The 20,180-nt window shown below is 42.1% G+C and carries 21 protein-coding genes and 1 pseudogene; 6 read left to right on the top strand and 16 right to left on the bottom strand.

The features are described from left to right. The first annotated feature begins 125 nt into the window (after positions 1-125). Entirely contained in the window at positions 126-1,484 is a 1,359-nt protein-coding gene (locus C509_RS0109825) for an IS1182 family transposase (RefSeq protein WP_018705594.1), read from the top strand. Between the two features lie 221 nt (positions 1,485-1,705). On the opposite strand, the gene C509_RS27215 is transcribed toward C509_RS0109825, so the two are convergent. The 3 genes from C509_RS27215 to C509_RS27010 all read right to left on the bottom strand — a co-directional run bounded on the left by C509_RS27215 (position 1,706) and on the right by C509_RS27010 (position 2,277). Beyond that, on the bottom strand, positions 1,706-1,837 hold the full coding sequence (locus C509_RS27215; protein ID WP_018706761.1) for a hypothetical protein: 132 nt from the start codon (positions 1,835-1,837) through the stop codon (positions 1,706-1,708). 55 nt (positions 1,838-1,892) lie between these two features. Beyond that, complete coding sequence (locus tag C509_RS26740) at positions 1,893-2,075, bottom strand: hypothetical protein (protein WP_211214263.1); 183 nt, start codon at positions 2,073-2,075, stop codon at positions 1,893-1,895. Positions 2,076-2,136: 61 nt separating this feature from the next. Beyond that, entirely contained in the window at positions 2,137-2,277 is a 141-nt protein-coding gene (locus tag C509_RS27010; protein WP_281168066.1) for a UvrD-helicase domain-containing protein, read from the bottom strand. 293 nt (positions 2,278-2,570) lie between these two features. On the opposite strand from C509_RS27010, the gene C509_RS0109810 reads away from it, so the two are divergent. The 3 genes from C509_RS0109810 (at position 2,571) to C509_RS0109800 (ending at position 5,343) form a co-directional block, all read left to right on the top strand. Then, positions 2,571-3,722 (top strand): pyridoxal-phosphate-dependent aminotransferase family protein, encoded by a 1,152-nt coding sequence (locus C509_RS0109810; RefSeq protein ID WP_018706759.1) that lies wholly within the window; start codon positions 2,571-2,573, stop codon positions 3,720-3,722. A gap of 510 nt (positions 3,723-4,232) precedes the next feature. Then, complete coding sequence (locus C509_RS26095; protein ID WP_018706758.1) at positions 4,233-4,400, top strand: adhesive domain-containing protein; 168 nt, start codon at positions 4,233-4,235, stop codon at positions 4,398-4,400. A gap of 130 nt (positions 4,401-4,530) precedes the next feature. Next, positions 4,531-5,343 (top strand): class I SAM-dependent methyltransferase, encoded by an 813-nt coding sequence (locus C509_RS0109800; RefSeq protein ID WP_018706757.1) that lies wholly within the window; start codon positions 4,531-4,533, stop codon positions 5,341-5,343. A gap of 81 nt (positions 5,344-5,424) precedes the next feature. Here the strand turns inward: C509_RS0109800 and C509_RS27005 are convergent. The 6 genes and pseudogenes from C509_RS27005 to C509_RS0109775 form a co-directional block, all read right to left on the bottom strand. After that, positions 5,425-5,554 (bottom strand): annotated as a pseudogene (locus C509_RS27005) (tyrosine-type recombinase/integrase); the annotation flags it as partial. 271 nt (positions 5,555-5,825) lie between these two features. Further along, on the bottom strand, positions 5,826-7,082 hold the full coding sequence (locus C509_RS0109795; protein WP_018706756.1) for a dicarboxylate/amino acid:cation symporter: 1,257 nt from the start codon (positions 7,080-7,082) through the stop codon (positions 5,826-5,828). A 242-nt stretch (positions 7,083-7,324) separates the two neighbouring features. Beyond that, positions 7,325-8,344, bottom strand: coding sequence for a D-cysteate sulfo-lyase (gene cuyA / locus C509_RS0109790; RefSeq protein ID WP_018706755.1), 1,020 nt, complete (start codon positions 8,342-8,344; stop codon positions 7,325-7,327). A 142-nt stretch (positions 8,345-8,486) separates the two neighbouring features. Then, positions 8,487-9,326 (bottom strand): diaminopimelate epimerase, encoded by an 840-nt coding sequence (gene dapF, locus C509_RS0109785; protein WP_018706754.1) that lies wholly within the window; start codon positions 9,324-9,326, stop codon positions 8,487-8,489. Between the two features lie 559 nt (positions 9,327-9,885). Further along, positions 9,886-10,842, bottom strand: a complete 957-nt coding sequence (locus C509_RS0109780) for a TRM11 family SAM-dependent methyltransferase (protein ID WP_018706753.1) — start codon at positions 10,840-10,842, stop codon at positions 9,886-9,888. A 266-nt stretch (positions 10,843-11,108) separates the two neighbouring features. Further along, complete coding sequence (locus tag C509_RS0109775; RefSeq protein WP_245542459.1) at positions 11,109-12,224, bottom strand: DUF4145 domain-containing protein; 1,116 nt, start codon at positions 12,222-12,224, stop codon at positions 11,109-11,111. A 70-nt stretch (positions 12,225-12,294) separates the two neighbouring features. Between C509_RS0109775 and C509_RS26090 the strand changes: the two genes are divergently transcribed. Both C509_RS26090 and C509_RS26735 read left to right on the top strand, forming a co-directional pair. Continuing rightward, positions 12,295-12,462 carry a hypothetical protein gene (locus C509_RS26090; protein ID WP_018706751.1) on the top strand — a complete coding sequence of 56 codons (168 nt, stop codon included), beginning with the start codon at positions 12,295-12,297 and terminating at the stop codon, positions 12,460-12,462. A gap of 9 nt (positions 12,463-12,471) precedes the next feature. Then, complete coding sequence (locus tag C509_RS26735) at positions 12,472-12,627, top strand: RlpA-like double-psi beta-barrel domain-containing protein (protein ID WP_211214262.1); 156 nt, start codon at positions 12,472-12,474, stop codon at positions 12,625-12,627. A 302-nt stretch (positions 12,628-12,929) separates the two neighbouring features. Here C509_RS26735 and C509_RS0109765 read toward each other — a convergent pair whose 3' ends face one another. The 7 genes from C509_RS0109765 to C509_RS0109730 form a co-directional block, all read right to left on the bottom strand. Then, the gene (locus C509_RS0109765) at positions 12,930-13,553 is read right to left on the bottom strand and encodes a hypothetical protein (protein WP_018706750.1); all 624 of its coding nucleotides are present in this window, start codon (positions 13,551-13,553) and stop codon (positions 12,930-12,932) included. 738 nt (positions 13,554-14,291) lie between these two features. Then, the gene (locus tag C509_RS0109760; protein WP_018706749.1) at positions 14,292-15,419 is read right to left on the bottom strand and encodes an acyl-CoA dehydrogenase family protein; all 1,128 of its coding nucleotides are present in this window, start codon (positions 15,417-15,419) and stop codon (positions 14,292-14,294) included. Positions 15,420-15,497: 78 nt separating this feature from the next. Beyond that, a complete protein-coding gene (locus C509_RS0109755; protein WP_018706748.1) occupies positions 15,498-16,253 on the bottom strand; it encodes an SDR family NAD(P)-dependent oxidoreductase in 756 nt (251 codons plus the stop codon). 529 nt (positions 16,254-16,782) lie between these two features. Further along, positions 16,783-17,985 carry a 3-oxoadipyl-CoA thiolase gene (gene pcaF, locus C509_RS0109745; RefSeq protein WP_018706746.1) on the bottom strand — a complete coding sequence of 401 codons (1,203 nt, stop codon included), beginning with the start codon at positions 17,983-17,985 and terminating at the stop codon, positions 16,783-16,785. Continuing rightward, positions 17,982-18,635, bottom strand: coding sequence for a 3-oxoacid CoA-transferase subunit B (locus C509_RS0109740; protein ID WP_018706745.1), 654 nt, complete (start codon positions 18,633-18,635; stop codon positions 17,982-17,984). The genes pcaF and C509_RS0109740 overlap by 4 nt, the downstream gene beginning before the upstream one ends. Next, on the bottom strand, positions 18,632-19,324 hold the full coding sequence (locus C509_RS0109735; RefSeq protein ID WP_018706744.1) for a CoA transferase subunit A: 693 nt from the start codon (positions 19,322-19,324) through the stop codon (positions 18,632-18,634). The genes C509_RS0109740 and C509_RS0109735 overlap by 4 nt, the downstream gene beginning before the upstream one ends. Continuing rightward, on the bottom strand, positions 19,321-20,163 hold the full coding sequence (locus C509_RS0109730; RefSeq protein ID WP_018706743.1) for an alpha/beta fold hydrolase: 843 nt from the start codon (positions 20,161-20,163) through the stop codon (positions 19,321-19,323). Before C509_RS0109730 ends, C509_RS0109735 begins: the two co-directional genes overlap by 4 nt. Positions 20,164-20,180 lie beyond the last annotated feature (17 nt).

Genomic DNA, 20,180 nt, shown 5'->3' with positions numbered 1-20,180 from the left:
GAGTTAATTTCATAATCCCGAGCCCTTGGGGCTCAAGGCTTTCAAGACGTAAAAAAATAGGCACCTCCCCAAATCCTGTATAATGTAAGTTACCACACAAACATAACAGACTGGAGAGATGCCCTATGTCCATTATACGTCAACCAAGCCTATTTGACATGCATGAATTATATGAGTTGGAACCTACCCACCACTTTGAGGCTGTTTTTTCGACAATCGATCTGAATCCTTTTTGGAATCTTTTCGATAAACCAAAAAAAGTAGGTGCCCCAAGAGAACTGAATTATGGTGCCATGGTCTATTCACTTATCGCTCGTGTGGTGGAGCGTATCGTGACAATCAAGGACCTAATCAAACGGTTAAAACGTGACCCGGTTTTTCGATATGACTGTGGGTTTCTTCACTCGGACCAAATTCCATCTGAAGCCTCCTATTCAAGGATGATTACTGTCATCAGCGAATCAAATGTGATGACACATATCCATGATGAACTGATTCTACTTGCCATCAACGAGGGGCATATCAGCGATGAAAACATCGCCTTCGATGCCACGCATTTTGAGGCAAGAGATCGTGCGCAAGCCTCCAAAAAGAAAGAAAAGCAGACACCGAAAAAGCGCGGACGCAAGCCGAAGGTGGAACGAGAGCAATGGTTAAAGGAAAAACAGGCTGCCGAAAACGCACGCCCGATTTATGAGAAAGAGATTGTTCACCAGCTATCCGAATCAGTGGAAACGTTGTATAAAGAAGCTCCCATCGAACCAAAATGGGGAATCAAGAAAAACAGTGATGGGAAAAATACCTTCTGGTTTGGTTATAAAGGACATTTAGCCGTCAGCACAAAGAGTCAATACATTCTAACGGGTATAATGACGTCAGGAAATCTCAATGATGGGAAGGCAGCCATCCCATTATTGAAGAAAATTGATCGGGATCTTCCAGCTTTATTTACCGCCGGTCTTTTCGATGCAGGTTATGATTATGAGCCCATATATCAGCAATTAATCAATCAGAATCTACAGGCTGTCATCCCATATAACCAGCGCAATGAAAGGGAAGTAGTTGGATACGATGAACATTTCGCACCTACATGCGTCCGGGAACATTCTTATCGTTACGACAGCTTCGACCAGAAGTACAAGACACTGAAATACACACGTCCAAAAGAATGTACAGTTTGCCCATTGCGACTCGATTCCCTTTGTCAAATGACCTTTAAGATCAGGCAATCGACGGATATCCGCAAGTACACACATCCAGCTAGAGGTTCGAAAAAGTGGAATGAACTTTACAAGGAACGCACAGCTGTTGAACGGGTTAATGCGTACTTAAAGGAATTCTTTGGACTCAATAATGTCCGTCATCGGACCGGTAAGAAAGCCAGGCTTCACTTCCAATTGGTGACGCTTGTTTACAATGCCTCAAAATTAGCCGCAGACCGGATCAGACTAGAAATGGAGCAACATTCGTTAAAAACAGCGTGATTAAATCGCAATACCTTTTTAAAAAAACATTAAAAAACATCGTAGGGTAACTCAACCCATTTTCAAAAACGTCAATTATGAAATCGATTCAAATAGGAAATACCCAATGAATCTTTTTTTCCAATACTACCTCTACTATAAAAACTCATTTACTTATGGTACGGTTCATGGTACCATAAGTAAAATTTTTTGCAAAAAATTGATGAATCCTCATATAAAGTCTAATCCCCTTGCCTCTCTCTCAACTGCTCATACAACTTCTCCACAGTTCCACCCCCGACATTTTCATATTTAGCAAGGATAACAAGTTTCCTTGGCAATTGCCCCACTGTTTCAATCTGATCTTGGTTCAACTGCCTGAAAAGACTGGTACTTCCAGTAATTCATCAGTGGTAAGCGGCACTTTTGCTAATTCTTCTGTGACAATGACATGGAATCAGGCACAGGGTCTTGATACTCAGGTACAGCCAATTCAACCGGGCCATACACTTCAATATACCATTGGACAATGGTATAAATGGCTTCCCATGAAAGTAAAGCCTCTGAGTATCTGAATTTACGGGTATCGTGCGCTGCTTTATTTCCGCTCATTCTGATAAAATGCAACGCATAATAATTTCCTTGTTCAGGTATTCATTTTCGCTGAGCAAGTCTATTCTTTCTTTAAGGCTTCCAACGAATTTATTAGCAAAGTTTTCTTAAGGAACAGGAAACGATCAATCATAACTGTCGTTTTTCCGGTTCCCGCCCCTGCTTGTACAATTGTGTGCCCATCAGTAGAACCGTGTTCGATTTCATATTACTCCTTATTAAACCTTGAACAATAAGCTGCGTCCTTCTGGTTGTTCAATTGATGTGTTCCGAGTATAGATGGCAATTCTAACCTCTTGTAATTGATGATTCTCCTCATTTGCAATCTTATTTTATATAATCTCGCCCCGAAAAATTTCTAATTGTAAAGGATCCATAAATAGGTAATTCATTTAAACTGACCCCTAGATTTTAGGATAAGTTGATACTTTTAAACATACCAATTATTTGCTAAGGTTATCCCATAAAATACATGATGGAAAAGGAACGATTTATATGAGATTTAAACCAAGCTATGCACCAGGACCAACGGACGTACGTGAGAATGTACGCTTGGCGTTAGCTAAAAAAACAAATAACCCTGATTTTGATAAAGAATTCATCGACTATTACCATGAGGTATGCCAAAAGATGGCCCAGGTCATGGGTACTACAAATGAGGTATTGCTGCTTGCCGGAGAAGGGATTCTAGCTTTGGAAGCTGCCTGTGCAAGCTTAACTGAACCTGGTGACCGTGTCCTTGTACTCGATAACGGTATATACGGTGAAGGTTTTCAAGATTTTGTCAGAATGTATGGAGGAGAACCTGTTGTCTTAAGTTTTGATTATCATAAAGACATACCTGTTGAAGAAGTACGCGATTATTTAGAAAAAGATCATGACTTCAAATATGCGACATTTGTTCATTGTGATACACCAACGTCCATCTTAAATGATGTTAGCCAACTCTCTCCCTTACTAAAGGAATATGGCATTCTAACAGTGGTTGATTCAGTAGCTGGTATGGTCGGTGAACCCATCGATGTCGACCAAAATCAAATCGACATTTGCTGTGGAGGTACTCAAAAGGCGATCTCAGCACCTACTGGCTTAGCTATCGTTTCCATTAGTGCGGACGCTAAAAAAGCGATGAATGATCGTAAAACACCCATTGCTTCATATTATGCAAACCTCCAAATTTTCAATGGATATATTGAAAAAGGAACCTTGCCTTATACGATGCCCGCTGGCAATATTGAAGCTTTAGATGTTGCCTTGGACAATATTTTAAAAGAAGGACAATTGGCGGTTTATGAGCGACATGCGAAAATTGCGAACGCCGTGCGAAAATCCATACAAGAATATGGACTATCCTTATTCTTAGAATCAGGATGCTCCAATACGGTCACTGCCGTCATCATTCCGGAAGAAATAGGCGCATTACGATTACAACGACACATCCAAAAAACATACAATCTATACATCGCCACTTCTTTGGCGCAATATGAAGATGTCATCTTGCGAATTGGTCATATGGGGGAAAATGCCTTCATTGAAAAAGTTCTATCTGTATTAACAGTGATCGATAATGGCCTACGTGATGTAGGTTTCAAAGGAAAGGGTAATCTTGGACAACTATTCCTGGATGCCTATAAAGCAGAAAATTAAGGGCATAGTTTTTGGTGATGACCGCTAAAGAACCCACTCTTCCCCAAGCGGTTTTTTAAAATCCCAAATTAATCATAATTCAGGCTGGATTCAACATAGATTCAGTCTTTTTCTTTTGGTTTAATATCTCTTTTTAGTTGTTTTAGGCACTAAATATTTCTTTTAGTATAACAACATGTAGTCTCATCGACTAAGAAACGACTTGCAAATCAATATAAGTCTAAATATCTGTATACTAGTCATCAAGGATTATAATTTTTGAATTTATTATTTGGAAAAACACTACTTTTTCCGCATCTTCCGACAATAAACTCTTTTTCCCTTGATTTATATTAAACTACTATTACAATTATTTATTAAATGTTACACTTTCCCTCATTTTCACATTATTAGTAATATTTACCTTCTTAATTCATTTGGAGGCATACTTTTGCAAAGAGTTTTTCCAATAATTTTGTCGTACTTTTATCTTTTCAATGCGTCCTGCCCGCAGTTAGTGCAACAGTAAATATGGATAAGGATCTCTTTAATATCAACGTTGAACCAAACGCTGCTAGTGAGCAGGCTGTTATTGACATATCAGCATTGGATAACTCAATAGAGAGCATGGAAGTGATGCTGCCTGAGCAAAGTAAGTTTAGTCAAGAAAAACTTGCATCTCAAGCCATCGAACTGTGAAAAAAGCCATACAGTTGCTATTAAGAAGGTTAGATGATTAAACAGCCTTAACTGCAAAAATATGGTTTTTTAAACAATATCAAATAAAGTTGAAATAAGGCTTAAATATCATATACGAGGAGGAAGTAGCTTGATTAAAAAAGAAGATCTTAATTTAACAATGTTAGGAATTCCATATGTAAAAAGTAAACACTTGAATGATATGCAGTCCGAAAAAATTATTAGGGAAATTGAATATGCGAATGAATTTCAAGAAAGTTGTGATGAGTTATATGATGGATTTTATACGCGAAATATTATATCCCGACATCATTATTTAACTAACCAAATAAACAAACATTCTAATTCATTTGAGCAACTGTTAATTCTATCTGTAGGATTAGATACAAAACCAGATACACTCTTTTCCTTAAAAAATAAAAAATGTTTTGGATTAGATATTGCAGCGAATGACATTAAAAATATTTATTCATATTCCAAAACTAAAACTAAGACTAAGATTCTACAGTGTGATCTTGAAAAAGATATTAATTCTACTATTCTTGAGGAACTAGAACAAGAAGGAATGATTCATAGCAAACCAACTTATATTATTTGGGAGGGAGGCACCTTCTTTATTAGTAAATCTAATGTATACAAAGTACTTCAGTACCTCTGTAGTCATATAAATATTGTAGGGTGTAGTGTAGATTTTATGAGTAAAGAAGTATTTTCGCCTCCAAGACACAAAAAAGCAAACGAACACCTTCAATTAATGAAAAAAATTGGTGCTCCATGGAAATCATTTTTCTCTGAAGATGAATTAGTAAAAATGTATGAGGAACTTGGTTTTACTGATATTGATATTACTTTACATGGTGAATATGAAAAGAAGACTCTAGGTACTATTAAACTTGATAACGATATTATGTATATGACTACGGCAGTAAAGTTTAGTTCATGATATATTAAGTCCTGTTGGTTCCATACCAAAAGTGTTGATCTTGTTGACTTCTTTGAACAAATAAATGCATCATCAATCATTTCATCCGATATAACGCAACGTGACGGTTGGCGAAGAATACCCAAAAATCCTTTGCAGCCATGGCAACATCTTTATGCTCTTGATAGAAATGATAACCAAAAGTTTTTCTTAACGTATGAGTTCCAATCGGCCCCGGAATATTACATGCCGATTAGTAGCAACTACATAATCTTCCAGGCTATAAATCCGCATGGAAAATTAAAAGGCCTGAGCCCGGTAGAATACCGAGTTCAGACCTTGGAGGTTGCTTAGGAAAATATGATGCCTACCTTTTTGGAGTCACTTCAAAATGTAATGTTTCTTTTTTCCTGCTTTTATGGTTGAAAGAGTTATATTTTTCACTTACATAAGACTTTGCATTGGTTGAAACTTTATCAGCCTTTATAATCTTTTTTCCTTCCTCATAGGGTTAAACTATGCTGTTGTGGTTCTTCAACGTTTACTTGGTCCATCCAATCTTTTCCTTCTAATTGTCTTGAAACGAGCATACTTGCTACTGTATCCCCAGTAGCGTTGACCATTGTTGCAGGTGGATCTACGACGACACCGATGGCTGAAATAATTGGCAATGCTTGGATCGGCAAGCCATAGAGAGTAACAATAACCATTTCTCCAATGAAGCCCCCGCCAGGAATCCCGCTCATTACAACACCGGACAATAAGGCTATACCAATAGCTGTTAGAAACGTATCTAGTCCGCTATAGTCCATGTTGAACACACCAAATACAAAAGCAATTTTAAGTATGGCTGAAAGACAGGATCCATCCATATGAATGGTTGCTCCAAGAGGTAATACAGTTTCCCGGATATCTTTCGGAACACCTATGTTTTTGGCAGCTTGTAAGTTTACCGGTAATGTGGCAAAACTGCTTCCGGTTCCCAATGCCGTTGCTGCTGGTGTAAGGATATTTTTCCAAAAACGGGTAACCCCCTTTTTTCCTCCTGCAATAAATGCATACAGTGTAAATCCAATAGCAAAGTAAAGGATGGCAACAGGATAATAAAGAAGGAATGCCTGAGCGTAATCACCAATCAACTCCGCGCCCATATCTCCTATCAACGCAGCGAAATAAGCTCCTAAACCAATTGGTGCATAATACATAATGAGTTGAATGACCTTCATAAATATTTCAGATCCACTTTCAAGAAATCTGGCAAACGGTTTGCCAACTTCACCGGTTAACCCTGTTGCTATTCCGATAAGAACAGAAAACACAATGAGAGCCAGCATGTGTTGACGGGAAAACAAGTTAACAAAATCCGGAACTGTGAAAGTGCTTACAAGTTGTTCTGAAAGTGTTAGCTTTTCTAAGTTTTCGGGAGTTTCCAAAGAGATATCCACTCCAGATCCCATCGGAAAAATAATCGTTGCAACAACCATCGTAATAGATGCAATAATACCAGTAATAACGAAAACGGTTATCATCCATCCCATGATTTTACCAAGCCGGCGCATGCTGTCCATGTTGGCTACAGCCGATGAAATGGAAAAGAAAACAAGTGGAACAACGACCATGAAAAGTAGATTGATAAACAAGTCTCCAAGTGGCCGAATGACACCAGCCTTTTCACCAAAAATCAGTCCGATAATGGAGCCGATAATAATTGCCGAAAGAAGAATTAATGGAAAACGATAGGCTTTTAATTTTTTTCCCAAAGTCGTTACCCCCTATGTTTGTTAACTTCTGGTCTTTCGAATTCATATTTAATCCAGTCCCGCCCCTGTCATTTTTTACATGTTTGCTTTAGCCATTTAATCGTTATATCCATACTTAAGCGAACACATATAATATTCTGAATCCGGCAAAACTGCAACAGCCTTCATATGTTTAGCCCTTCGTTCAACACTTTTTATCATTTAATCCACAATCCAAATACATTTGCTCTCCGCTGTATGCGTCAACCCTGCAAAACAAACAAATCTTCATTGAATAATGTATGGTTTGCGTATAGGGAAGGAGAACCGCCTGTATGGATGAACAGTACATTTTCATCCTTCTTGAACGTTTCATTTCGGACCAATTCAATCAGTCCAGCCATAACTTTTCCGGTATAAACGGGATCTAATAGGATCCCTTCTGTACGTGCCAGCATTTGTACCGCTTCAATCATGCCTTCAGTTGGAATCGTGTAACCTCCGCCAACGAACTGATCGTTGCATTGCACCCTTTTGATGGGAATCTCATATGAAACATTTAGAAATTTGGCTGTCTCTTGTACCAGTTGATAGATTTTGGGGATCTGTGATTCATTTGATCTGGAAACATTAATCCCTGTTACCTTAATGGAGGCATTGTTTCCATGTAACCCAACAATTAATCCTGCTTGTGTCCCGCCGCTTCCGCTTGCCACAACAATATGGTCAATCGCAAGCCCGTGTTCAAATGATTGTTGGAGGATTTCCTGTGCACAAGCAACATAACCTACAGCCCCCAACTCATTGGATCCACCGACAGGAATGATGTAGGGATTTCTTCCTGAAGCAATCAGTTTTTCACCTACTGCCTGCATCTCGTCATTTAAATCTGAACCATTTTTTACGACTATAATCTCTTCTGCTCCAAGCAATTTATATAGGAGATTATTTCCATTCGCATTTGGGTCATATGTTGTTGAAACCCCTTCTTCTAATACAAGCTGGCATTTTAATCCCTCTTTCACTGCTGCAGCCAATGTTAGGCGGCAATGGTTCGATTGAAGCGCACCACATGTTACAATCGTGTCTGCTCCCTTTGCAATGGCATCCGCCATTAAAAACTCTAATTTTCTTGTTTTATTGCCGCCCCCGGTCAGTCCCAACAAATCATCTCTTTTGATGAAAATATTAGGCCCATTTAATAAATGAGTAAGCCGATTTAACTTTTCAATGGGTGTTTGTACTTGTGTATAACTTCTTCTCGGTATTTTTGATAATAACATTCAAATATCTCCACCTTTTTTGATGGCCGTATTGTTTCGTCAATTCTATTACAAACAACCGCCGATTTTCTACATCACCCTGTTTATGAATCTTAGATGTCCCGTGTAAATACATATCTTAAGCATCCTCTCCCTTTCCGCTTTATACTCTGACTGATGCTTCTGACAGAAGTTCTCCCTCAGCAACAACAACCGCATTTCCCTCCAAACATATATCTTGAACATAGTCTTCTGTGATTCGAAAGGTAATCGTCAAAATGCCTCCCTTGGTATGAACTTTTACAGGAGAAGATACATTGCCCAACAAACCTGAAATAATGGCCGAAGCGGTCGCACCAGAACCACAGGCCAATGTCTCATCTTCCACTCCGCGTTCATACGTTCTAATCTTGATTTGATTTTCATCACCTATTTCAATTAAGTTGACATTTGTTCCACTTGTACAGATGGCTGGATTGTATCTGATGGCTCTGGCCCACTGAATAAAAGATTGATCCTGTTTTAGATCAATATTCCTTTCAACAAATACCGTATGTGGTACGCCTACCCAAGCAAAATGATAGAAAACGTTTTCATTCGAAGGAAAAGGTTGATGGAGATGGAAATCCTGAATCGGTATGGGCGGAAATTTAATTTGGACATTCTCATTACGTATTCTTCCTTCGTAAATACCATTCAACGTTTCGAAAGTCATGACATCACCGCCTATTCCCATTAAATAGGCGTACTTCACGATACAGCGTGCTCCGTTTCCGCACATCTCCCCTTCACTGCCGTCTGAGTTGAAATATCTCATTTTAAAATCTGCTGATGTGGATTTTTCCAATAACATGAGGCCATCCGCACCAATATGGAACCTCCTGGTGCAAACGGACTTGACAAAATGAGAAAGCTCAAAACTTTTCATTACAGATTCCCGATTATCAATCACAATAAAATCATTGCCGCAACCATGCATTTTTTTAAACGGAACTTTTCTCAAGCCTGAATCACTCCTCTTATGATGATTTCACTCACTTCATTAAGTTCCCTCCCATATTTTCAAGTTGTAGGTCCTGTCGTTTACAATAATCTGTTGACTCTATGTGAGGCACAGTTATATAAGCACTAGCAAGTTTCATGCCTACGCATCATTTTTCTTAAAAAAATAAAAAAACCGCATTTTAAAGTCTTTTCAGAAAGATGTAACTTTACCTAATATTATAAGTTTTATATATGAATAATGCAAAAGCTGCCGAATATTCAGCAGCTTCGTGTCGATAGATTAATTTTGCCAGTATAGATGCAAAGTTTGTTAAGGCTTGTCCAATAATATAGAAAGGTGGCATTTATCTTCAGCACTTAATAACCATAGTTTTTTGTGACTGTTCTTTGGTTAAACTGCACTTACCGTGAACTTCATACATAATTCAAAAGCTACAATAGATAAATTGGAGTGCTCTGGAGACTCTATCATTTTAATAGAGCTTAATTTATCATTAGCTTTAGACTGTAGACAAACTTACATATTGTCTACAGTCTTTTTTCATTTCTAAGGAAACTTATTCACACACAATCACTTCGCGTGTGAATTTCCCTTTGCTGACGACAGCACGATCTATAATGGAAAATCCCTCTTCTAGCAGGATGTCATCGATTGGCTCAACACTTACAAATACGGCCCTCTGGGCAATCCTGCGTGCATGACTGAGTATTTCTTTCTGCTGCTCAGGGGTGATGGCGCAACATAAATTGTAAGGTAGGTCGATAATCGCTACATCATAGTGATTAGTAACGTCACGGATGTCTGTGAAGGTCACTTCTCCCGAAAGCCCGAAATAAGCGATATTCTCTCTGACGCCATCGAGGATAAGAGGGTTCTTGTCACTTCCTACAATATCAATCCCCATGGATAAAGCTTCCACCAGTACAGTCCCGATTCCGCAGCAAGGGTCGATGGCCTTTATTCCGACTGGTTTAGGAACTGCGATGTTTGCAACAGCTCTAGCTACGCGTGTGTTCAGCGCAGTGGAGTAGCTATGAGGCTTTTGTTGATGTCGATGCCAAACCGGTTCACTTTTAACATAATCACCGAAAATCCATCTTCCGTTCACAACCATGACACCGAACAGTCTTTTTGGGTGTTCAAGAGCAGCCTCACCATTGATGTGTAGCCCAACTTCCTTCTCAATTGCACGTCTGTTCTCAAATCCTATCTTTTCCGTTTTTGATAAGCCTTCATTTTTCACATAGACTACTTTAAACGTTTCACCCGTTATTTGTAAGGTCTCCACTTGCTTGAGTAGGTCTTGAAGGCTTTCCCCCTCATACATGACGTGCATTCTTTCCTTTATAAAAGGACTTCGGCTTGGATCAATCATTACATGGCTTTTCACTAGGTTATCTTGGGGCTCGGCTCCAAACAATGTACGGGCCTCCAAAGCACATAAAGAATGTTCTCCACCATTGCAGGAGTAAGTATATAAATAGGTCGGCAATTTTTTCTCTGTATGATTCAATTTTTTTCCACCTTTTAAAAAGCAATAAGTACGACTGTACTCATTGCCGTCTAATCAAGCATTATCTAAAAACCTTGTTTATATTATACATTGTCTTATTAATGATGTATGTTCCTAATTTCCCGATTAACAGGATTTTCAACAACACAAACCCTTTATTACTCATTTGATCTTATTCAGGGAATGTTCAGTCTCGGTTTGCGGGACGGTTCGTGGTGCCAGATTCCAAATTGTTTTTAAAAAATCGGCGAAGTCTCACATAAAATCTATACTCCCTGCCTCTCCCTCAATTGCTCAAACAACTTCTCCACGGTCCCAGTCCCAACATTTTCATATTTCGCAAGGATCACAAGCTCCCTTGGCAATTGTCCCACTGTTTCAATTTGATCTTGGTTCAACTGCCTGAAAAGGCTTGGGCTTCCAGTAAATTCATCAGTGGTAAGAGGCACTTTTGCTAATTCTTCTGTGACAATGACATAGTCCTCTTTATAGAACAAAAAAAGCTCTCCGGGACGGTCCAGCATTGTTTTTCTTCTAGCGATCTCTTCTTTTATGTAAATCTTTAGCTCTTCAAATAGGTTTTCATCATTTTTCTCATTGTAGCGCTTGACGTGTTTGTGCAGGTCTTCCAGGTCACAGGGCAATTCGCTCATGATTCTCGCTTGTTGTTCTGCCCCCAGCTTGACCAGGAACCTCTCCGATTTTTCAAATCTTTGCGGCAGTAAAAATGCATCCCGCAAAAAATAAGGCACTTCAAGTGATTTTTCTTTATAAGTAATTGTCCTGATTGTAGTGAATCCTGGGAGCTCTGCTTCCTGAGGCGTTTCCTCTACCGTTGCCGCAACTTCCTCCTTGGCCGTTCCTTCTTCCTGCTGATTAAGCGAAGCTTTGATCAGGTTCTCCATATTTTTAAGCCTGGCTTCCAGTTCAGCTATCTCAAAGCCATTTCCTGAATTGGGCACAGGATCTTGATACTCCGGTACAGCCAATTCAACCGGGCCATACACTTCAACATACCATTGGACAATGGTATAAATGGCTTCCCATGAAAGCAAAGCCTCTGAGTATCTGAATTTACGGGTATCGTGCGCTGCTTTATTTCCGCTCATCCTGATGAAATGCAGCGCATCGATCATTTCCTTGTTCAGAAATTCTTTGTCACTGAGCAAGTCGATTCTTTCTTTAAGGGTCATATAAGGTGTATCAGTTACCTTTTCTATGAGCATAACCTGCTGAAGAATCGCTTCTGCAAATGTCCGAGCATGTGTCAGCATTGTCCGCGGACTTGAATATATGCTGTTTTCAAGCTCCCTTGCCAAGTAGGCCAATTCCTTTGATATCGGTTCTAAAAATTTATAAAAATAGGTGTTATTATTTCTCACAAAAATCCAACTTTCTCTGTAAGTCATGGTGCATAACCGTTACTATTCTATCATATAGGAATTTTGTTAGATGAAAAAACAAAGAAAGGCGCCTGACTTCCTCAATGAAGAAGCGGACAGGCGGCTCAACAAATCTTTTGTAAAACCCACTACGGTGATCCTATACTGTCTTGATAACAATTATTTAGTACTTGATGAGCAAACTCCAAATGCACTTCAGGCTTTGATAATACTCTAAAATTTCAACATGAAAATACATATTCCGAAATTAAATGAAACTTATGTTTGTGAAGTTAATGGAAGAGAATTTACAAACGGCCATCTGGATATTTATAAGAGAGAATTGGCGGATGCGTTGCAATTTGGAGTGCAACAACTAGAGACTGAGGTGTGGACTTATTAAAATACAAGTTACTCCTTCTATGAATAAAAAACTAAATATTTATGGACATAATGATGTCATATTAATTGGCTCTGAACAAATAAACCATATGAATTGCCCTATTTTTTCAACATGTAAATTAGCATTCTCGCTCCGGGAATGCTTCTTTTATGGTCACTAATTTAAAATTAATTTGCTTTTACGACTACTCGATTGAGAAATGGCATTCGGAAAATAGCATGGAAAATCATTTTGCAACCCTCGTTAAGCTGACACATTAGTTTTGTTATAAAAAATAAAGCGGCTTTTTACTAGAGCAACTGTTAAAAGAAAAACAACTCCGTCAAATCCAAGTAGATTTTATATCCTTTATCCCAATGATCTCTTAGCCACCGGACAGCCTCGAGCATTTCCTCGCTATGAGCAGCTGCTTTCATTTCCATATCCTCAATCTCCAAAAACTTCATTTGGCTCCAGTTTGGATCTGGCAACTGCTTGAACCAATCAAGATCTTCTTCTGTCAAATGTTCAAAAATATCTTGGTAAATGGTTACCGGCAGCATTTTTGGCCAGTCCCATCCCAACCCTGCCTCTTCCATGAACTGTCGCAATTCCAAAATAAATGGAAAAGGCCATTGCTTTCTTATAAAATCCTCTTCTTTCGTCATTATCAGACGGTGATACTCCGGGTAATCTCTTTGGAAAAGCCGTTGCAACAGTCCGCGCTTCACCGGTTGCTCTTTAAAACGTTCATTCTTCAATGCAAATACATTCACAGGGCTTTCCCATTGGCTCTGCCGAATATCGGGCTCATCCACCTCCGCCTCAGTTAAAAGAGACTCCAACTTTCGCTCCTCTGTACTTGATAACCCTTTGGATACCTGTTTCTGCCGTAGCTCCTCTAAGCCGCCATATATCCTTATTAAATCTTCTTTTCTCATTTTCATTTATTCAGCACCCCAAGCCACTCTTTTTATCAATTGTACAAAGCGATGACAAACAATACAAAAGGTAAGCAACTATCTCAAATTATTCATTCCATACGTTGTGCCTGTTCTTCCATTTAAAAAAGCCCCCTATGGGGCTTTTTTCTGATCAGTATGGATCGGTTGACCACACGCCTGCTTCCTAAAAAACACGCAGTTCAACTTCAATTTGTTTCACTTTTTTGAAATTTCCATAGGGATGGACGATTTACTTGCCGACAAGTTCGATATCGGTTCTAGAAATTTATAAAAATAGGTTTATTATTTCTCACAAAAATCCAACTTTCCATATATATTGGTCTTTAGCCGTTACCTATTCGATCATAATATGGAAACTTGCTAGATGGTCAAATCGAGAAAGACGCCTGCCTTCCTCAACGGAGAAAGCGAAGCGTCTTAAAAATTTTATAATTATTTAGTCAATCACATTCATTCTCAGTATCTTACGTAACAATCTTCTAAATTCCCTTTCAAAAACTGCTATGCAGCACATCAAGTACTCATAGTACGCTCTTTCCTATCCGGCAGTTGCCTAATCCTGGTCAAATGTAGTTTTGGAGTGTCTCTCTAAACATGCTCTAACCTTCAACACAGCCTGATCGACCTATTCGGATGAGTACTATATTTAATGTACTTTTATTTTCTAGACTTTCTTTTAAAAAGTTAAATTGTAAGTTTGTTCGTGTAACCGCGACAGACTTAGATATAACCCCTTATCGGTGGCACGCCCAGGAATACCGATCCTGCTCCGTCATACATGCTTTCATTAAGAAATGCGTGCTGGGTCACGACCATTGCGTCGCGAAGATGGCGTTGAAGCGGGTGACCGTCGTAAATCGCTGCAGTGCCAGAAAGCAGGTAAGCTGACTGCACGACACGGGCACCTTCACGGGCAGCTTGAGTGGCGGCCAAACGAAGGATGCTCGTTTGGTCATCGGATACCCCATCGCCCTTTAGAATCGATTCCCACGCGGAGTCAGTGGCCTCGTAGAAGAAGGAGCGTGCTGACCTTAAGGATGCTTCTGCCTTTGCCAAGGAGATTCTCAGGTAAGCACGTTCGGCCATCTTCGGTGCCCCGGTAATGCCGGCACGGTTACCAGCCATCTGAGAAACTTCATCAAGCGCTGCACGGGCTATACCAAGATTGACTACCGCCAGTACCTGTGCCGCATAAGCAATGGATGGGTACTGGTAGATCGGTTCTTCAATAGAAGGCACACCACCTCGGACAAAGGTCCATTCGTCAGAGACGATGGCGTCTTTTACCCGCAGGTCATGGCTGCCTGTTCCACGCATCCCGATGACTTCCCAGTTTTCGACGATGTCCACATCCTCAGGTTTAAGTACAGCAGTAAGCGGTTTACCACCTTCGCCAGCTCCAATACCGACACCAAGAAGGTCGGCTCCCATACAGCCACTTGCAAACTTCCAGAGACCGTTCACACGCCAGCCTCCCTCGACCTTCTCCGCGGGCTGAACTGGAAACAGGCCGCCCGCGAAGGCCACGTCCGGACTATCTGCGTAAATTTGTGAAAGTGTTTCACGCGGTAGAGCCGCTAAGTAGACCGCCGAGGAACCGAAGCTTGCTACCCATCCGGTGGAGCCGTCAGCCTCTGAAATAGACTCAATCAACTTGAGGAATTCCGAAGGCGAAAGAGCATCCCCGCCAAAGCAGCGCGGCGCGTGAGCACGATAGACACCCAGTTGTTTTAGTTGGTCCACCATATCCCGGGGCACATGCCGTTTCGCTTCAAATTCATCCCGTCGGTCGCGGATTTCAGTCAACACACGATTAAGTAGGTTTTGACTTTTTATATCAACAGCCATAATGATTTCCTCCCTGCTTCTTATAAAACTTGCCCGATTGATTTTCTCTAATAAATACATTTAAAACGTATTGAAACTTTATCTCATAAGCCTGCCGCCATTTATATCGAACGTTGCTCCAGTTGTGAATCCGCCTGAATCAGAGGCTAAATAGGATACTAAGTCTGCCACCTCCTGCGGTTCTCCTACACGTTTAAGTGGAATGGTCTCGATCATTTGAGCCAGTTTATCCGGATCCATTTTATCCATCTCCGGTGTACGAACAGAAGCTGGTGCAACAGCATTAACCGTAATTCCATAAGCCGCCAGCGAGCGGGCAAAGGTTTTGCTCAACGCGATTTGTCCTGCCTTAGAAGCAGAATAATGAGCTCCTGAAGTCAATGGGCCTGCTTGCCCTCCAAAAGAAGACATGTTGATGATTCGTCCCCACTTCCTCTCTTTCATTACAGGAATGACAGCTTGTGAAAAAAAGAATGTGCTTTTTAAATTTACAGACAAAACTTGATCCCATTCTTCCTCATTGATCTCTTCTATCGGGGTTTCAAAACGAATTCCCGCATTATTTACGAGAATATCGATCCTGCCCCATTCATTTATGACTTGATCGACAGCCTTTTTAATCCCGTCCATATCAGATACATCCAATTGTATGAACATCACTTGGTTTTGCATTGCTTCCTGCTGAAACAGCTGCTTTGTTTGTTCGAGGTTCTCCTTATTTCTAATTACGAAAACCGTTTTTTTCCCTTCTTTCACGAAATTTTCGGCAATAGCTAACCCTAGACCTTTATTTGCTCCAGTAACGATTGCAACCCTTTGATCGTTCATTGTCATTATCAAATTCCTCTCTTCCCCTAAAAGTAAAGAAACCTATTAACAGCTGCATAAACAAGATTTCGTATTCCTTCAAAATAGCGGAATAAAACATTAGAAATTAATAACGGTACTCTCATCTTTTTGATCTGAATTCTGTTTTCCAGATTTGAACACGTTTTCATAAAGTAATCTGATTCATGCAGGTAGGCTTAGAAGTAACCTCTATTGCAATAATAGAATATTTGAAAAACTCAAACCACATCACATTAGGTTTGAATATTCCGCAAAGTTCAGTACGATTCGTATCGTATAAGGCAGGAGCTAAAAATAGGGAATTGTCTACAAAGGGGGTGCGGTCGGAGTTAAGGAGGTCCATAAAGCAGCCTTCTTCCGGGAGGGACTATCCAGATTACAGAATATCAATCCGATAAGTACTACTGGGCATTTCTTATATACTTTGCTGCTTCATTAAATGTATTTGAGCAGCAATAGCTGACAGTATTAAAACCTCCCGAAGAGGGAGGTTTTTTGAGAAGTTAAATATTTTTTAATAAAGGTTTTCAACAGCAACAGATATTCCTTGACCGACACCAATACACATTGTTGCCAGTCCGCGCTTGGCATTACGCCTCCGCATCTCATACAAAAGAGTCGTCAGTATTCTTGCTCCGCTGGCTCCAAGGGGATGGCCCAGCGCAATGGCTCCCCCGTTTACGTTCACTTTGTCATTATCCAAGCCCAGTTGCTTGATACATTCCAACGATTGGGAGGCGAAGGCTTCATTCAACTCAATCAGATCGATATCATTGATTGTCCATCTCAGTCGATCCAACAGCTTGTTCGTGGAGTTGATTGGGCCTAATCCCATTACAGCAGGCTCCACTCCGGCGGCTGCAGATCCCACGAATCTGGCAAGTGGTGTTAATCCCAGTTCTTTTGCCCGCTTCGCGCTCATCAATAACAGGGCAGCAGCTCCGTCATTCACTCCAGAAGCATTCCCAGCCGTAACCGTCCCATTTGCAAATAAAGGCTTAAGATTCCCCAGCTTTTCCAGGGTTGTCTCTGGACGTGGATGTTCGTCCGTTTCCACAACGGTCTCATTGCCTTTACGGTCCGTGATGGTGACAGGCACTATTTCGTCGGAAAACCGGCCGGCTTCCATGGCTGCTTTCGCCTTCTGTTGGCTGAAATAAGCGAACTCGTCCTGCTCTTCCCGTGAAATGCCAAATCTCTGTGCCACGTTCTCCGCTGTCTGCGGCATAGAGTCCGTCCCGTACATCTCCTGCATCTTAGGATTGATGAACCGCCAGCCGATCGTCGTATCAAACATCTCCATATTTCCTCTCGGAAATTCCGCTTCCGGCTTTTTCATCACAAACGGGGCCCGGGTCATGCTTTCTGTCCCGCCGGCAATGAGGATATCCTCTTCCCCGGCAAGGATCGTGCGCGCGGCCATGCTGACGGCATCCAGACCGGACCCGCACAGGCGGTTGATTGTCGTTCCGCTCACTGTTTCAGGTAGCCCTGCCAAAAGCAATGACATGCGCGCTACGTTCCGGTTGTCCTCTCCGGCCCCGTTGGCATTGCCGAATATGACATCCCCGATTGACTCCGGGGGCAGGCCAGGATTACGGTCCATCAGTGCTTTGATGGCGATGGCTCCCAGATCGTCAGGGCGGACATTCTTTAGTGCGCCCTTGTATCTTCCAATCGGAGTCCGGACAGCATCCACAATGACGACTTCTGTCATAATGTGCCCTCCTTTTGGAGGAGTTCCTTGCTAATTTGGAACGGGGCCGTTGTTTTTTCTTTGACTTCTTCCAAGGTGGCGTCCCCCATCAGCTCAGTCAGCTCATATTCTCCATCTTTCCAATGGAAGACGGCGAGATCTGTGATAATGACATCGGCAACACGCTCAGCCGTAATCGGAAACGTGCAACGCTCAATAAACTTGAGCGAGCCGTCCTTGGAGACGTGGCCCATCGTAATAATGATTTTCTTGGCGCCGGATAACAGATCCATGGCTCCGCCGACACCGATGATATCCTTCCCGGGAATGGCCCAGTTGGCGACATGACCACTGCCATCTACCTGCAGCGCCCCGAGAATAGCGACATCCACATGGCCTCCTCTGATCATCGCGAATGAGTCCGCACTATGGAAATAAGAAGCACCCACGGCTTCTCCGACCGGGAGCTTGCCAGCGTTGACCAGATTCGGATCGATTTCATCCTCTTCAACGGATGTCACACCCAGAAGCCCGTTTTCCGTGTGCAGATAATATTTGCTCTGGTCGAGATAATTGGGAACTAAAGTAGGAATGCCGATTCCCAGATTGATGATGGAATATGGGGTCAGTTCTTGCGCCGCCCGCTTAGCAATCATTTCCTTCCTATTCATGCTTCGACCACCCCTTCATTCGTCAAGATGAGCCGGCTGGTAACAATGGCATCTACATACAGATGAGGAGTGACGATCTCTTCAGGAGACAACTCTCCTTCTTCAACGATTTCATCCACTTCCGCAATGACGTAATCCGCGGCAGTAGCCATGATCGGGTTGAAATTCCGTGCCGTCTTATAGTAGATCAGGTTTCCCTTTGTGTCCGCTTTTTCTGCCCGAACCAGGGCCACGTTGGCCTTCAGGGCTTTTTCAAAGAGATACGTCTCTCCGTCGATCTCCTTTGTTTCCTTGCCTTTTGCCAGCTCCGTGCCGACAGCAGTCTTCGTGTAAAACCCGCCTATCCCCGCACCGCCTGCACGGATCGCCTCTGAAAAAGTTCCTTGTGGAAGCAATCCGATTTCGAGCTTGCCATCGTTATACCACTGGGCGACTTCCCGGTTACTCGTAAAATAGGAACCGATTGCCTTCTTGATTTTTCCCTGCCGCAGCAAAAGGCCCAGACCCCGTCCGGCTTCGCCCACATTGTTGCTGATGATGGTCAGGTCCTTCGCGTCATGTCGTGTGAGCTCGTCAATCAGTGTCAGGGGACTGCCGATCAGGCCGAAACCGCCGACCATGATGGTGTCTCCAGACTTGACGATATTTCGTATGATCTGCTGTGCATCCGTCTGTTTGGTCCCAGTCATGACTTCACTTCCTTTTGAGATAAAAATGATTCCAGTTGCCCGATAATCTCCGGCTGCCAGTTGAACACCAGTTCATAATGGTTGGCCGATGTTACGGCCGTCCGGATGTTTCCGGCCGCCTCTTTTGTCTCGGCATAGCCCTCATCTTTAAAAAGCGGACCCTTGTCCCCGAGGCTGCCGGTCGCCGTCAGCAGAAAGACGGGACAGTCGATCTGCACCAGCACGTTTTCATGTTGGAACGTGTAAAAGCTTTCGAAGTCCCGGGCAATGGTGTCCGGGTCGGATTTGTTTCTCCAGGCTCCGCCGTCTTCTTTGATTTCATAGCGGACCACCTCTTCCATATGCGGTCCCCAGTCGACACCAAGCCCGGTATAAAGCTTTTTCGCCTCCTGTGCATAGTGGTCCGGGCTTGCGAAAGTCTTTTTCAAACGATCCAGGGAAGGGAGGACGAGCTTCCTGGTCGCCTCGTCCGCTTTACCAGCCCCATCCAGAAGGATCAACGCTTCTGCCCCATCCAGCCTGCTGGCGGCAATCGCGCTGATGTACGCGCCCATGGAATAGCCCAAAAGGATGGGATGCTCAATCTTAAGTGTGTCAATCAGGTCCAGCAGGTCATCCGCATGGGTGTCAATCGAGCTGTCCTTCGGAGCCGGATCGCTGTTTCCGCGGCCGAGGATGTCGTAGCTGATAAACCGGTAGTCGGAGAGGGCCTTCTGGTAATAATGGAGCTGCTTATGGTTGCCGGTGAGCCCGTGGGAGCCGATGATCGTTCCGCGCTCCCCGGGCGTTTCATGGATATAAAAGGTACGTCCTTTTTTGGTTGTCACGTACTGTCCCATTGTTCATATCCCCGCTT

The sequence above is a fragment of the Siminovitchia fordii DSM 16014 = CIP 108821 genome (genome assembly GCF_000374565.1).
GTDB lineage: Bacteria > Bacillota > Bacilli > Bacillales > Bacillaceae_C > Siminovitchia > Siminovitchia fordii.
Note: the sequence above shows the minus strand (reverse complement) of the source record. Positions and strands in the feature narration are given on the sequence as shown.

Coding starts and splice junctions, on each gene's coding strand:
- C509_RS0109825 (WP_018705594.1), top strand. CDS start 126: ATGTCCATTATACGTCAACCAAGCCTATTTGACATGCATGAATTATAT.
- C509_RS26740 (WP_211214263.1), bottom strand. CDS start 2,075: ATGAGCGGAAATAAAGCAGCGCACGATACCCGTAAATTCAGATACTCA.
- C509_RS0109810 (WP_018706759.1), top strand. CDS start 2,571: ATGAGATTTAAACCAAGCTATGCACCAGGACCAACGGACGTACGTGAG.
- C509_RS26095 (WP_018706758.1), top strand. CDS start 4,233: ATGGATAAGGATCTCTTTAATATCAACGTTGAACCAAACGCTGCTAGT.
- cuyA (WP_018706755.1), bottom strand. CDS start 8,344: ATGTTATTATCAAAAATACCGAGAAGAAGTTATACACAAGTACAAACA.
- C509_RS26090 (WP_018706751.1), top strand. CDS start 12,295: ATGAAAAAACAAAGAAAGGCGCCTGACTTCCTCAATGAAGAAGCGGAC.
- C509_RS26735 (WP_211214262.1), top strand. CDS start 12,472: ATGAAAATACATATTCCGAAATTAAATGAAACTTATGTTTGTGAAGTT.
- C509_RS0109765 (WP_018706750.1), bottom strand. CDS start 13,553: ATGAAAATGAGAAAAGAAGATTTAATAAGGATATATGGCGGCTTAGAG.
- C509_RS0109760 (WP_018706749.1), bottom strand. CDS start 15,419: ATGGCTGTTGATATAAAAAGTCAAAACCTACTTAATCGTGTGTTGACT.
- C509_RS0109755 (WP_018706748.1), bottom strand. CDS start 16,253: ATGACAATGAACGATCAAAGGGTTGCAATCGTTACTGGAGCAAATAAA.
- pcaF (WP_018706746.1), bottom strand. CDS start 17,985: ATGACAGAAGTCGTCATTGTGGATGCTGTCCGGACTCCGATTGGAAGA.
- C509_RS0109740 (WP_018706745.1), bottom strand. CDS start 18,635: ATGAATAGGAAGGAAATGATTGCTAAGCGGGCGGCGCAAGAACTGACC.
- C509_RS0109735 (WP_018706744.1), bottom strand. CDS start 19,324: ATGACTGGGACCAAACAGACGGATGCACAGCAGATCATACGAAATATC.
- C509_RS0109730 (WP_018706743.1), bottom strand. CDS start 20,163: ATGGGACAGTACGTGACAACCAAAAAAGGACGTACCTTTTATATCCAT.